Source organism: Dysgonomonas hofstadii (genome assembly GCF_014196915.1).
Lineage (GTDB): Bacteria > Bacteroidota > Bacteroidia > Bacteroidales > Dysgonomonadaceae > Dysgonomonas > Dysgonomonas hofstadii.
Genome location: NZ_JACIEP010000011.1, coordinates 1 through 12,910 on the forward strand (window position 1 = coordinate 1; position 12,910 = coordinate 12,910).

The following is a 12,910-nucleotide window of genomic DNA, read 5'->3' on the forward strand; positions in this document are numbered from 1 at the left end:
GGTTTAAAGGACGTTTCGACTTATCTGACAATCCTGATTTGCCCTCTTCTTGATACCGTTTTATCCAACGATAAAGAGTAGTTCTGGCAATACCGCATCGTAATGCAGTTTTAGTAACAGAACCTGTCTGCTCATAGATTCTCCACCTCCATTATGTTAGGAAATAAACCAATATTTCAATTTTACGCTTTGTGTGCAGACTGATTTGCTATTATTTGGAACAAACCAGCCTGCCACCTTTAATTAATATTTTAACATACAATATTCATGCCAAAACAATGATTTTTATAACAAATTCTTCATCGCTGCATCTATTTGACCATTTTCAAAGCTATCAAGATATATCTGCGTTATCTTTAAGTCTGAATGACCCAGTGTCTCACCAATCAAAGCTATATTTACACCAGAGTTCTTCAATACAGTAGCATAGCTGTGCCTAGCTGTGTACGAAGTGATATTTATATCTACTCCTGCTATCTTAGATATCTCCTTTAGTGCTTTATTCACTTTACCCATGACCTTGTGTATTCGGTTGTACTTTTGAACCTCTGTAACATGGTAAAGGTTTAAAATTGGAAAGACATACACACTATTGTTTTGCTGGTACTTTTGAATTATCTCTGATGCATTCTTCTGGAGAGGTATATTAATTTTTTTCTTGGTCTTTTTTCTGATATAAGACATCTGCTTATCTGAAATATTTTCATTTGTAAGATGTGCTATATCTGTGAAATTGATACCTCCACATAAATAACTGAAAATAAAGATATCTCTGGAAAATTGTACATAATATCTCTCCTTGGTCAAATCTAGTTTTTGGATATCAATTATTATATTTTTAGATATGGCTCGTTTCTTTGTTGTAGTATCAAATTTCGATATTTTAAACTCATTGAAAGGGTACAAATCTCTCCTTACAAATTTGGCTTTGATAGCCTTGTTATATACACTTCGTAGAGTTCTAAATGATAGACTGATACTTGTCTTAGCACATTTTTTCTCTCTAAGCCATTTTTCATATTCATTTAGCCAATTGACATCAATATCATTGAAAAGAATATTCATTTTGCCTTTTGTGAAGGTTCTTATTGAGTTGTACGAATCTTTATATACCAAAGCATTTCCTTGCCTTCCTGGGCCTTTAAATGATGCTATAGGCTGCATATAGAATTCCTGCACAGTTTTATGTTCTACTTTTTCAGTCAATGATGAGATGAGGCTCATTGCAGAAAAATCTCTATTGTCAGAATTGAGTTCCAATATTTGTTTCTGATATTCTAACTCCTTATCTAATATGATTTTATTGATTAATTCTTTATTAGGGCAATTCTTTCTTGGCTTGTTCTTCTTGAAATCCCAATTATCTGGATGAACTGATATGCCTAGGCTCTAATACCTTTTCTTTCCATCTTTGCAGATTCTTATCATCAATGGATGCTCTCCATTGGAAAGAGTTTTAGACCTGTAACAGAGGATGTTCACAGTAGTTTTCATTGAGTTTTTGGTTTAACTCTTGGTTTAACTCAACCATTACAAACCAAAGAGAAACTACATAATTATAGAAAACAAAAAAGCACCTAGATTTTACTAAGTGCTTGATTCTCATTTCGTCGGGATACCAGAGCTATTAACCACTATTAGTAATCAATAAGTTAAATAAAGTGGGAGATTTTCAGGCGAATTTATCTATACAATACAGAATCACAAATTTTTTAATTATGAACATTTTAAACATTCGTATTGTATTTGACAGAAAGGGAGAAACCAAAAACAACCCTAAGAAATTAGGCTTAGTTCACATTGAAGTATTGGAACGTTAGAGTAAAAGAAAAAGGTATATTTATACAGGTGTGAAAATTTTACCAAGTCAGTATTCAGGGAATGGCGGTTTTTCGGTTAAAAATCATCCTAATGCAATTATTGTAAAATCAAAGGTATTTGAGATTTATAACAAGATTGAAGCATTTGTCCATTCCGAAAAATGCACTTGTATAGATGATATTGAAAATTGGGATAAAAAGAAAGAGGAGAACATGACATTCTTAGAGTTTTTTGAACAAGAGATGTATAAAAAGCCTATTAAAGCAGGCACATTAAAAACCCATAAAACCTTATTATTAGGTTTGGTTCGTTTCGGCAAGATTAAGCACTTCAAAGATATTACCTATCCTAACATTGCTGATTTTGACGTTTTCCTTAGAAAGACTTTAAAATCACAACCAATCTTATACAAAAGACATAACACACTGAATAGTTATATTAAAGAAGCTAAAAGACGGAAATATTTAACCGAAAATCCTTATTATGAATTTAAAATCAAGAAAGGTAAATCAAAAGACCCTATTGTTCTAAGTGAATCAGAAATCAAGAAAATCATAGATTATACACCAACCTCTACCAAAATAGAAAAAGTAAGGGATATGTATTTATTCCAATGTATGACAGGTTTAGCTTTTGTTGACATGCAGAATTTCAGTAAAGATAAAATCAGTTATGTAGATAATGAGCCTATAATCAATGCAAGTAGAGTGAAAACAGATGAATCTTATATTATTCCTTTGTTTAAAGAAGCCCAAGAGATTTTGGAGAAGTATAACTATTGTTTACCAAGAATATCCAATCAAAAGTATAACGATTATATAAAGGTTTTAGCCGAGCATGTAGGCATTGATAAGAAGCTAACATCACATACAGCAAGGCACACATACGGCACTTATTTAATTAATAAGGGTGTTCCTGTTGCAGTCATTCAAAGGGCAATGGGGCACGCTAAAATCACTCAAACGTTAGGTTATGCCAAATTATCAGCGAAGACTGTAAGAAATGAGATTTTAGAAATAGGAACAGACAACCGATTTGTAAGTTAATATAAATTATAGGGTAGTTTTATGCTACCCTATTCCATTTATTTAACCATACCTTACAACTGTAAAAAGCCTAAAAACGTTATATAGGTAAAAGATAAATAGTATATTTGTATTATAAATAAAAATAGAAAGGAGCGTATTATGACTACTTTAGAATTAAAAGCACAAATAAAACAAGATATAGACAATGAACAAGATAGTGCTATATTGGAAAAGCTGCGCGCCTATTATCATAAATTGAAAAAAGCGAATAAAGATATGCCTTGTCAATATACATTAGAGGAGTTAAACAGCCGATTAGACGAAGCGGAAAGAGAAGCTGCGAATGGTGGCGGTATAGAGCATGATAAATTTATGCAAGAAGTAGAAACATGGTTATAAAATGGCTTGCTCCCTCAAGGCAGAGTTTAAAAGATATAGTTGCTTATTATAAAAAAGAATATGCTGAAAATGCAGCTCTTAAATTAATAACGGAAATAAGAACTTCTGTTGAAAGATTGAAAGAATTCCCTGAGCTAGCAGCTGTTGAACCATTATTAATGAGTAGAGATAAAACTTATCGTTCACTTGTTGTCACAAAAACATATAAGGTTATCTACTATATAGAAAATGATATTATAAATATATCTGACATATGGGATTGTCGGCAATCACCAGAGACTAATAAGAAAAAGATAAAAGAATAATTCTTATTAAAATATCGAATCGGGATAGTAATGAGCTATCTCGGTTTTATTTTTAAGGTGTGTTTTTCATGATAATTAAGAAACTGCAACAGCTTGTTACAGAATTAGACTGTAGAAAAAGCCAACAACCTGTTAGCCTATTGAATTACACAATTAGGCAACAGTTTATTTCCCTATTAGATGTATGCAACAGCTTGTTTCGCAATAACTATCTTTAATAAATTTTCTATCCATTCAAATAATCCTTAATCACCTCAGGCGGATACCCCTCATATATAGCGAAATCATATACCGTTATTCTATCCTTTTGACAGGCAGTTTTAATTTGCTTCAATCGGATTTTTGCAGTTGAAAGGCTACATTCATAATATTTTATCAGGTCTTTTAATGTGACAGTTCTATGCATAGTTATAATTCTTTTGTGTTCTTATTTCTTGAATTGGTATTTTAAGGTGTGTTTTTCATTATATTAGTTTTATGATAATGGCATATTATCGAACTTCACTTTTGCATAATGATTCTTATATATCTGCTCATTTAAAAAGTCTCGTAGCCAATACCAACTATCAGGCGGATTAAAGTATTTACCGTTATCCTGTTTCTGACATAAGTATTCTATTGTACACCATTCGTTATCCACTACAAAAGTTTTGATATGTTTTAATGTTTCTTTGATTGGCTTAAAATCATTCGTATTTTCATTGACGAATGTTTCGGCAGTAAACAGTTCACTTATATCGTGGCTGGAATGATAAGGAAGCTTGTAGAATGATATCGTATTCTTTGATACATATTTAGTCAGGTAACAGTTTAAAGCTTTTCTGTTATTGTTTACGTGTCTTACATCTACTCCGTTGTATTTTTGTATATCGAAGTTGACATTTATCTTTCCTTTATTCTCTTTTTTTCTTATCTGGTTATTAATCGCCCTTGCCATAAAGTAATTGACTATTCTAATCTGCATAAATGTGTTTGTCAGCATATGGAAATGTATTGTGCCGTTCTTTTGCCGTTCAGCAACCCATAAGTAAGATTTTAAACCGCACTTTTTCCTTAATCGGGTTAATACGGTATTAAAGCATTTATAGGCAAATTCATCAGGGAAGTTCTGAGGAAAGGAAATAGAATAAAATGCCAGAAATTTCTTTGATTTGCGAAGCCCGAAGAAAGCGGAACATTTTTCTCTTACTTTCTTTTTATTGAGTGTATAGATAGTTTTCTTTGGTCGTTTGGGCTTTTCATGGTGCAATTGTTCATCTTTATTCTTAAATCGGGAGAACTGGTGTCCATCGTTGTAAAAGTCGTTTATACTCTCTCTAAACTCATTGTCAGTAACATAGTCTTTATTTTGATTTAATTCTTGTATATCGGATTGGGGGATATTGGCTTTTAATTTTACTTTCTTGTAAATGGTGTTTGTTGCTTTATTATACTTGTATGTTGATGAACCGAGAAATTTATCGTGTTTCATCTTTGTATATATCAGGTTGTTTTCTTTGAGTATGATTCCCATAGTAGATATGTTTTATTTGTTGATGTAACTTGTATAAAAAAAGTTTGAAATATTATAGCTTAAATAAATCCATAGGGCGAAGCCGAAAGGAGAAAAAAAGTTTAATGTTTGTGTTTTGTGGTATGCAGCTCTATAGTATTGGATTTGATAACAGACTGGATGTAGTTATCTATTGCTTTTTCTAGGAACCACCTTTTATTGCGGTGTACGATTGTTTCGTCTTTGCCGACAAATGCACCCTCATGGATGATTTTGTAAAGTGTTGTCCGTTTTACGCCGAGTGCGTTACATGTTTGTTGCAGGTTTAAATATCCTTTCATTGTTTTGTGTTTTTAATTAATACTATATATAGATAATTTCATTTCAAAAACATGAATGGAAATGGACGGTTTCAGGATGAAAAATTGGAAAAAGTTGAGATATATAAAATAAGGGAATGAAAAGATTGTCTCTACATTGTGGAGACTTTTGGGGATAATAAGATATAATATAAAGAAAGCCACTATTTTTGTGGCTTCTTAATAATCTTGTTTATTCTTATTTTATTTTTCACAATTGGGTAAAATATCCCTTAAGAGTTTTATATAATGTATAAATTCTTCGGACTGTTCATGAATTGTTTTATCATCTTCATCCAATAATTGTAATCTGACAAGCATTTTAAAATATTCTAGTAAAAACTCATCAAGTAGTTTAGCGAAAGCTTTTGGTGTGGTATCTTCCGAAAGGAAAATCTTTATTGGCTCTAAATCTAAAGTCATAGTTGTTCGTTTTTAAACCTGATTAGTCAATCGGGTTAATAATAGTATAAGAATCCTATTTATTTAGTAGTTGTCTTTGGCTCTAATTGCTTCGTACGAACAAACAAAGCAAATAAAATAAGGCTATTGGTACAAAGATAGAATATTAGGATAAAATTGTTAATATTTGAATCCACTTTTTCCATATCTTTGAGTAATAAGAAAATAATAACGAATGAAAAAGTCTATATCATATTTACCCAAAGAGAAACAGGAAGATTTAAACTATCTGATAAAAGCAGTTTTGGAGAAGATACCCGAAACACAGATGATTATTCTTTTTGGCAGTTATGCAAGGAATGAATATGTAGATTATGACGAACGCATGGAGTTTGGAATAAAGACTACCAAAATATCCGATTATGATATTCTTGTGGTTACTCATGGCATATCTGATAAACTTGCAGGCAGCAGATTAGATAATATAGATGATAAATACTATACAAAGCCCGAAACACAAACGCCCGTACAATTTCTTAATGAGGATATTAAGAATCTGAATAAAGCCATTGAAGAGGGTAGGTATTTTTATACCCAGATAAAGGAAGAGGGGATAATGCTTTACGACAATAAGAAGTCTAAATTGGCTCGTAAACGGAAATTAAACTATGCTGAAATCAAACAACAGGCAGAAGAATATTTTAATGAGAAATACAATAGAGCAAATGAATTTTTAATAGATGCAAGTAACTCTTATAACAGAAATAGCTTCGTACAATCTTCTTTTTATTTACATCAAGCTTGTGAAAACTACTATTATGCGATTCGCTTAGTTTTTACATTGAAAAGTAACAAACAACATAATCTATCTAAATTATCTTCATCGGTTAAAAGCTATTCGCCCGATTTGGCTAATGTTTTTCCTCTTCACCCTACGGAAGAAAAGCGTTTATTCGACCTTATCAAAGCTGCTTATGTTGAAGCCCGCTATAATCCTAAGTTTATTGTTACAAAAGAGGATATTGATGCACTGATTCCGAAAGTGGAACTTTTAAGGGATATTACAAAGAGGATTTGTGAGGGGAAGATTAGGGAGTATGGAGAGAAATGAAAAATATTTTAAAGATGACTGCATTCAGATTATTTAATATAAGTATAGATGATGGTAGTTTTCACTCAGATACAGTGGATTTAATTAATCCTTTGCATCATAATAATACTTGTGATAATTATTTCTCATTGATAATAGGAAATAATGGAACAGGAAAAAGTCGTGTGCTCAGTAATATAGCCAAAGTATACAAGTCTATATTTAATAATAAATACAACCATAATTTATTTGATTCAAAAATAAATCTTGAAACTTTGCCTACTAAAGTCATTGCTATTACCAACAGCCTTTCTGATAAATTTCCCCTAGATGACTCATTTAAAAGATATGAATCAGTATACAACCGATATAGGACAGAGAACAATCCCCTTAAAAGTATATACAACAATTCTAAATATATTTACTTAGGGACAAGAAGTAAGAATTTATTTTTTTCAAATAAAGCATCTATCAATAGAGCTTTAGATATTTTACTTGAATATTATTCTGAAACGGAAATATCTCAATATTACAGACATGTTTTTAATTATTTAGACTTTGAACCAATATTAAAATTACAGTATAAAATTCCGAAAAGTTTTTTCTCTCTCAATGAAAATAAAATTAACAAAAAAACTCTGTCTCATTATATAGATCAGAAAAGATTGTACAAAAGAGATAGCATAGATTTTAGTGAGAAAACGGAAGCAATTATAGATACTGTTGGAGATGAAATATGTGATTTCTTAAATCATTCAAAATTGGGTAAACAAGGATTTGGTGAAATCTTAATTAACTTTTCTGAAAAAAATATTGAACGTTATTCATATGATAAAAGCCAATATTATGGTAATACCTATGAATATAGAATGCTTAACATTCTGAGGAAACTTAATATTATTGGATCATATGATATTAAAATCTATAAAAAAGGAGGATTAGAATTCAGTTTTAATGAAGCAAGTTCAGGAGAAGCTAATATTTTATCTACCCTTCTTGCTCTTATACCATTACTAGACCACAACAGTTTAGTATTAATAGATGAACCTGAAATAAGCCTTCATCCTATTTGGCAGGCGAAATACATAGAATTATTAAATAAAATATTTTCTCATTTTACAGGCTGTCATATTATTATCGCATCACACTCGCACTTTTTAGTTACAGATCTACCTCCAAAACAATCTACTGTTGTTGCTTTACGCAGTAATAAAAGAGGAAATATAATTTCAGAGATAATGAAGGAATCTACATTCGGATGGAGTGCGGAAGATGTATTATTAAATGTTTTCGGACTACCTACAACGAGAAACTATTATTTATCTCAGCTCATTTCTAAAGGACTTGAATTACTTGCGAATAACAATAGAAACATAAGTGAGTATAATAAGATAAAGTGTCAGATTAAGGAATATTATCCTCTAATAAAAGATAATGACCCATTAAAAAGCGTAGCAGCTATAATTCTTAAGGAAGGTTGATTATGAGCACAATACAGAATGAATATACATTCACCCAAGATGAAAGTGCAACAATTAAAGATAATTTTTCGGATCATTTAGATTGGGAAAAAAGTGTTTTTGATAATATTAAGAAAAGTATAATTGAACATCTAAGAAAAGAGCAATATAATAGATGTTGTTATTGCAAAAAGGAATTAGGATTTGATTTAAAAAATGTTGATATAGAACACATAATTCCGAAATCAAGTTACCCTCAATTTACATTTTACGGTAGAAATCTAGCTTTGAGTTGTCCAGGATGCAATACAATTAAAGGGATGAAAAATGTTTTGAATAATAATATTGTCCGTTATCCTCAAACTGGTAATAAATTTAAGATTATACATCCTCATTATGACAGGTACTCAAACCACATAAGAATTGAGAAAGACTCTGTATACATAGCATTAACAGCAAAAGGAAGCGAGACTATCACATATTGTGAATTATTTAGGCTTCAAAATGTAGAAAAAAGAGCAAAAAAATTTCAAGCTATTCAACAATCTCCAATAGCTGCTCTTACAGAAGCATTGAGAACATGTTCTCAAAATGAACGAAATGATTTCTTAGATGAAATTCGTAAAATATTGAAATGAAATTTAATATTTGTTTTACAGAAATAGAGGTTCACATGCTATTTTAACCGCAATTTTTGATTACGTTATTGTTATTCGAGGTTTATATCAAATACATGTCATTTAAAATAATCCATATATTTATATCTACAAATTATACTCTATATTTTAATTACTAATCACCAAAATCAGTAAATAAAATGTATATTTGAAAATCCTATGGGAAAATAGGATATAAACAAATTATTGTAAAACATTGATTCTGTTATTGTAAGATTGGTTCACCCAAAAGTTCACCCTTTTAGGCATTTGGGAGAACTTTTAGTGAATAACTATGGATAATGACGAACAAGTGCGGACAGTTTCATTATTAGCGAAACCCATTACAAACCGCATTAAAACAAGAAAAGCCACTGATTAAGTGACTTTTCTAATTATATAAATTTTCGTTCTTCGTCGGGATACCAGGATTCGAACCTGGGACCCCCTGCTCCCAAAGCAGGTGCGCTAACCGGACTGCGCTACATCCCGTTTTTGCTGTATTGCGGTGCAAAGATATAATGAATTTTCAATACTACAAAAAATAAGGAGAAAAATAAAACAAATAAATTGAACCCATGATATAAATATAACAAAACCAGTGAATATGTATTCACTGGTCTGTACGGGTTTTACTGAAAGACTATTGTTTTGTTCTTCCCGATTTGTTATTACCAGGCAAACAAAGGATAATCTTTCATTATGGAATTTACTTTTTCATGAACAGATTTTATCGTGTTTCCGTCTTCAGGATTTGAAAGAACGGTATCTATCATTTCCACGATCTCACCCATTAGCGGCTCCTTTGCCCCACGTGTTGTGATAGCTGGTGTGCCAAACCGAAGTCCCGAGGTAAGGAACGGGCTACGGCTGTCGAACGGAACCATGTTCTTATTTGTTGTAATATCGGCTTCCACAAGAACTCTCTCTGCTAACTTTCCTGTCAGTTCAGGGAATTTTGGGCGAAGGTCTATCAGCATCGAATGGTTATCTGTTCCACCTGATACGACTTTATATCCTTTGTCCATAAATGCCTGTGCCATTGCTGCGGCATTTTTCTTCACCTGTGTCTGATATTCTTTATAGGAAGGATCGAGCGCTTCACCAAAAGATACTGCTTTTGCTGCTATCACATGTTCAAGTGGGCCACCCTGTATTCCCGGGAATACAGCAGAGTCAAGCAATGCCGACATCATCCGCACTTCTCCTTTCGGTGTTTTCTTGCCCCATGGGTTTTCAAAATCCTTACCTAATAAGATAGCGCCACCGCGAGGGCCACGAAGTGTTTTATGTGTTGTTGTAGTTACTATGTGTGCGTGAGGTAGCGGATTGTTTAATAATCCTGCGGCAACTAATCCGGCAGGATGCGCCATGTCTACCATAAATATTGCGCCTATTTCGTCTGCTACTTTGCGGATGCGTGCATAATCCCAGTCACGGGAGTAAGCAGATGCGCCAGCTATAATTACTTTTGGCTTTTCGGTACGGGCCACCTGTTCCAGTTGTTCGTAGTCTACTTGTTCTGTATCTTGGCGTACATTGTATTCTAAGGCGTGGAACATAAGTCCCGAAAAGTTTACAGGTGAACCATGAGAAAGGTGCCCTCCATGTGAGAGGTTCAATCCTAAAAATTTATCTCCGGCCTGCATACATGCAAGAAATACAGCGGCATTTGCCTGCGCGCCCGAATGCGGTTGTACATTTGCCCATTCTGCTCCGAATATTTCTTTCAAACGATCGATTGCCAGTTGTTCGCTGAGGTCTACTATTTCACATCCCCCATAATATCTTTTCCCCGGATAGCCTTCGGCGTATTTATTGGTTAATACCGAGCCCATAGCTTCCATTACTTGCTGGCTTACAAAGTTTTCTGACGCGATAAGTTCGATTCCTTTCAGTTGTCGCTGACGTTCTCTTTCGATGATGTCAAAAATTGCAGTGTCTCTTTTCATAAGTAGAATAATTTATTATGAGGTGAAAATATTATGATTACAAAGGTAATGATTATAATAAAATTGTAACGGTTTTTAATCTATTCTTTCTTCGGTTACCGTTTTTCAAGCAGCACTACATTCTCCACATGATGCGTATGTGGAAACATATCCACAGGCTGCACTTTTACCACTTTGTATTTTTCGTCCATAAGTGACAGGTCACGGGCTTGTGTAGCCGGATTGCAGCTAACGTAAACTATCCTTTCGGGATTGGCGAATAATATTGTTTTTATCACATCATCGTGCATTCCTGCCCGTGGTGGATCGGTGATGATTACATCGGGGCGACCATGTTCGCTGATAAAATCCTCTGTAAGAATATCCTTCATGTCTCCGGCATAGAAAAGGGTATTTTCTATCTTATTGTTTGAGGAATTGAATTTAGCATCCTCTATGGCATCTTCCACATATTCTATTCCGACTACTTTTTTAGCCTGTCGGGCGACGAAATTCGCAATAGTTCCCGTTCCTGTATACAAGTCATACACCAGTTCATTTCCTGTTAGTCCGGCAAAATCCCTTGCTATTTTATACAGATTATAAGCCTGTTCACTATTTGTCTGGTAGAATGATTTCGGGCCGATCTTGAATTTTAACCCCTCCATTTCTTCGAAGATGAAATCATTCCCTTTCCATGTAAGGACGATCTGATCGGTAATGGTATCGTTCGCTTTCTCATTTATAATATACAAAAGAGAGGTTATTTCCTGGAATTTATCGGCAATTGCATTCAATAGGTCTTCTCTCTGCACCCTGTCGTTATCGTAAAATATTACAATGAGCATCAGTTCTCCTGTTGTGGATGTACGGACAATAATATTTCGCATCAATCCGCCCCTGTTACGCAGATCGAAGAAGGTATATTCTTTTTCGTGGCAATATTCACGGATAAAATTCCTTATCCGGTTCGAAATATCATCCTGCAACCAGCATTTGTTTATATCCAACACCTTATCGAACATGCCCGGGATATGGAAGCCGACAGCATTCATATTATCGAATGTCTCCCCTGACTGTATCTGCTCCAGTGTAAGCCATTTTTTGTTTGAGAAGGTGAATTCCAGCTTGTTGCGATAGAATTCTGTTTTTTCAGAGCCTAATATCGGCTGTATTTCGGGCAACTCTATTTTGCCTATACGTGTAAGATTATCAACGACTTGTTTTTGTTTATATTTCAGCTGTTCAGAGTAGGGCAGTATCTGCCACTTACACCCCCCGCAAATACCGAAGTGTTCGCAAAACGCCTCCCTGCGGTTTTCCGAAAACCTGACAAACCTGACAGGTTTCCCTTCTGCATATTTATTTTTTTTGCGGGTAAGCTTCAGGTCGATTACGTCTCCCGGTACAACATAGGGTATAAACACAACCATATCGTCTATTTTGGCTATTGCTTTTCCTTCAGCAGCGATGTCTGTTATCTCAACGTTTTCTATCAGTGGCAGTTCCTTTTTTTTTCGGCTCATTTGTTTTTAGTTATAGAAATGGAATGCAAAGATAAATATTTACTTGTTAATTACGTGAATAAGCAGTAGCGATTGTCAAAACCTGACACACCAGACACTTCGCTACGCTCCGTTCAATGTGCTAATTAGTAAATATGCCAATGTGCCAATGATGGTAATCAACAAAGAACTCCAATTACTCTTTTTACTCTGTGTTTCAAAAAAGTTACAATCAACGATCGCCGAAGCGAAGGCGAGGCAAATGTTACACTTTTGAAGTTTTTTTCAATCAAAACCTGACACGTTTTCTCGCAAAGCCGCAAAGTATAATTTTAATTTATACTCTCCCTGCCCCTTAGGGGGAGCCAGAGGGGGCTTCTACTACCTACTCTCCCCTTGCTCGCGCAGACTTCCAGTCTGTGTGTTGCGAAGCAAAAAGATCGCTCGGGGAAGCACGGACAA

Annotated in this window: 12 protein-coding genes, 1 tRNA gene and 1 pseudogene; 6 read left to right on the forward strand and 8 right to left on the reverse strand. The window is 33.7% G+C overall.

The genetic code is table 11. From position 1 onward, the window contains the following. The coding region (locus GGR21_RS20990) for a helix-turn-helix domain-containing protein (RefSeq protein ID WP_183308069.1) at positions 1 to 139 on the reverse strand (139 nt) is incomplete at its 3' end. A gap of 146 nt (positions 140 to 285) precedes the next feature. After that, positions 286 to 1,494: pseudogene (locus GGR21_RS14470) on the reverse strand (site-specific integrase). Positions 1,495 to 1,850: 356 nt separating this feature from the next. On the opposite strand from GGR21_RS14470, the gene GGR21_RS14475 reads away from it, so the two are divergent. The 3 genes from GGR21_RS14475 to GGR21_RS14485 all read left to right on the forward strand — a co-directional run bounded on the left by GGR21_RS14475 (position 1,851) and on the right by GGR21_RS14485 (position 3,553). After that, complete coding sequence (locus GGR21_RS14475; RefSeq protein WP_183307943.1) at positions 1,851 to 2,867, forward strand: site-specific integrase; 1,017 nt, start codon at positions 1,851 to 1,853, stop codon at positions 2,865 to 2,867. A gap of 141 nt (positions 2,868 to 3,008) precedes the next feature. Continuing rightward, entirely contained in the window at positions 3,009 to 3,248 is a 240-nt protein-coding gene (locus tag GGR21_RS14480) for a hypothetical protein (protein ID WP_183307944.1), read from the forward strand. Further along, positions 3,239 to 3,553 (forward strand): type II toxin-antitoxin system RelE/ParE family toxin, encoded by a 315-nt coding sequence (locus tag GGR21_RS14485; protein ID WP_183307945.1) that lies wholly within the window; start codon positions 3,239 to 3,241, stop codon positions 3,551 to 3,553. The genes GGR21_RS14480 and GGR21_RS14485 overlap by 10 nt, the downstream gene beginning before the upstream one ends. Positions 3,554 to 4,028: 475 nt before the next feature. Here the strand turns inward: GGR21_RS14485 and GGR21_RS14490 are convergent, their stop codons facing one another. The 3 genes from GGR21_RS14490 to GGR21_RS14500 all read right to left on the reverse strand — a co-directional run bounded on the left by GGR21_RS14490 (position 4,029) and on the right by GGR21_RS14500 (position 5,827). Then, complete coding sequence (locus GGR21_RS14490) at positions 4,029 to 5,066, reverse strand: rolling circle replication-associated protein (protein WP_183307946.1); 1,038 nt, start codon at positions 5,064 to 5,066, stop codon at positions 4,029 to 4,031. Positions 5,067 to 5,167: 101 nt separating this feature from the next. After that, positions 5,168 to 5,386, reverse strand: coding sequence for a helix-turn-helix transcriptional regulator (locus tag GGR21_RS14495; RefSeq protein WP_183307947.1), 219 nt, complete (start codon positions 5,384 to 5,386; stop codon positions 5,168 to 5,170). 222 nt (positions 5,387 to 5,608) lie between these two features. Continuing rightward, positions 5,609 to 5,827 carry a hypothetical protein gene (locus GGR21_RS14500; protein ID WP_183307948.1) on the reverse strand — a complete coding sequence of 73 codons (219 nt, stop codon included), beginning with the start codon at positions 5,825 to 5,827 and terminating at the stop codon, positions 5,609 to 5,611. 214 nt (positions 5,828 to 6,041) lie between these two features. On the opposite strand from GGR21_RS14500, the gene GGR21_RS14505 reads away from it, so the two are divergent. The 3 genes from GGR21_RS14505 to GGR21_RS14515 are packed head-to-tail and all read left to right on the forward strand — an operon-like array spanning position 6,042 to position 8,994. Next, on the forward strand, positions 6,042 to 6,917 hold the full coding sequence (locus GGR21_RS14505; protein WP_183307949.1) for a HEPN domain-containing protein: 876 nt from the start codon (positions 6,042 to 6,044) through the stop codon (positions 6,915 to 6,917). A 14-nt stretch (positions 6,918 to 6,931) separates the two neighbouring features. Beyond that, positions 6,932 to 8,377 (forward strand): AAA family ATPase, encoded by a 1,446-nt coding sequence (locus GGR21_RS14510; RefSeq protein ID WP_183307950.1) that lies wholly within the window; start codon positions 6,932 to 6,934, stop codon positions 8,375 to 8,377. Between the two features lie 2 nt (positions 8,378 to 8,379). After that, on the forward strand, positions 8,380 to 8,994 hold the full coding sequence (locus GGR21_RS14515; protein ID WP_183307951.1) for an HNH endonuclease: 615 nt from the start codon (positions 8,380 to 8,382) through the stop codon (positions 8,992 to 8,994). Positions 8,995 to 9,429: 435 nt separating this feature from the next. Here the strand turns inward: GGR21_RS14515 and GGR21_RS14520 are convergent. The 3 genes from GGR21_RS14520 to rlmD form a co-directional block, all read right to left on the reverse strand. Continuing rightward, positions 9,430 to 9,504: transfer RNA gene (locus GGR21_RS14520), tRNA-Pro, on the reverse strand. Positions 9,505 to 9,683: 179 nt separating this feature from the next. After that, positions 9,684 to 10,964 (reverse strand): serine hydroxymethyltransferase, encoded by a 1,281-nt coding sequence (gene glyA, locus GGR21_RS14525; protein WP_183307952.1) that lies wholly within the window; start codon positions 10,962 to 10,964, stop codon positions 9,684 to 9,686. A 95-nt stretch (positions 10,965 to 11,059) separates the two neighbouring features. Beyond that, positions 11,060 to 12,469, reverse strand: coding sequence for a 23S rRNA (uracil(1939)-C(5))-methyltransferase RlmD (gene rlmD, locus GGR21_RS14530; RefSeq protein ID WP_183307953.1), 1,410 nt, complete (start codon positions 12,467 to 12,469; stop codon positions 11,060 to 11,062). Positions 12,470 to 12,910: the final 441 nt, after the last annotated feature.

What these genes read in the sequence shown, in the direction of transcription:
- GGR21_RS14480 (WP_183307944.1), top strand. Translation starts at nt 3,009, where the DNA reads ATGACTACTTTAGAATTAAAAGCACAAATAAAACAAGATATAGACAAT.
- GGR21_RS14485 (WP_183307945.1), top strand. Translation starts at nt 3,239, where the DNA reads ATGGTTATAAAATGGCTTGCTCCCTCAAGGCAGAGTTTAAAAGATATA.
- GGR21_RS14490 (WP_183307946.1), bottom strand. Translation starts at nt 5,066, where the DNA reads ATGGGAATCATACTCAAAGAAAACAACCTGATATATACAAAGATGAAA.
- GGR21_RS14495 (WP_183307947.1), bottom strand. Translation starts at nt 5,386, where the DNA reads ATGAAAGGATATTTAAACCTGCAACAAACATGTAACGCACTCGGCGTA.
- GGR21_RS14500 (WP_183307948.1), bottom strand. Translation starts at nt 5,827, where the DNA reads ATGACTTTAGATTTAGAGCCAATAAAGATTTTCCTTTCGGAAGATACC.
- GGR21_RS14505 (WP_183307949.1), top strand. Translation starts at nt 6,042, where the DNA reads ATGAAAAAGTCTATATCATATTTACCCAAAGAGAAACAGGAAGATTTA.
- GGR21_RS14510 (WP_183307950.1), top strand. Translation starts at nt 6,932, where the DNA reads ATGACTGCATTCAGATTATTTAATATAAGTATAGATGATGGTAGTTTT.
- GGR21_RS14515 (WP_183307951.1), top strand. Translation starts at nt 8,380, where the DNA reads ATGAGCACAATACAGAATGAATATACATTCACCCAAGATGAAAGTGCA.
- glyA (WP_183307952.1), bottom strand. Translation starts at nt 10,964, where the DNA reads ATGAAAAGAGACACTGCAATTTTTGACATCATCGAAAGAGAACGTCAG.
- rlmD (WP_183307953.1), bottom strand. Translation starts at nt 12,469, where the DNA reads ATGAGCCGAAAAAAAAAGGAACTGCCACTGATAGAAAACGTTGAGATA.